The 268-nt window shown below is 42.2% G+C and carries 1 pseudogene; it reads right to left on the bottom strand.

Annotated elements, in window-relative coordinates:
• Positions 1 to 204, bottom strand: a pseudogene (locus AB4486_RS27905) (hypothetical protein); the annotation flags it as partial.
• Positions 205 to 268 lie beyond the last annotated feature (64 nt).

Raw genomic sequence — 268 nt, 5'->3', positions numbered from 1 at the left:
GTCTATATTGTTGTCTCGCAGAGCAATGTCACCGCGCATAATTGCTTCTTTTTCATTTAGCGGCGGATCATCACTAGTCAAACTATCGATTGGTTTACCCGAATACAATTCGGCATCAAATTGGTTGGTTGGTTCATCAGAAGATGCACAACCAAGTAGCAAAATTGGCAATAGTAGTAGAAGAAACTTATTGTATAGCATCATAAACTTGCTCCCGGCGCACTTAATGCGTCCATTACGATCAAGAGTCCAGGGCCAAGTGCAACAA

The sequence above is a fragment of the Vibrio sp. 10N.222.55.C6 genome, assembly GCF_041473395.1.
GTDB lineage: Bacteria > Pseudomonadota > Gammaproteobacteria > Enterobacterales > Vibrionaceae > Vibrio > Vibrio crassostreae_C.
This window is presented reverse-complemented; position numbering and strand designations above follow the sequence as displayed.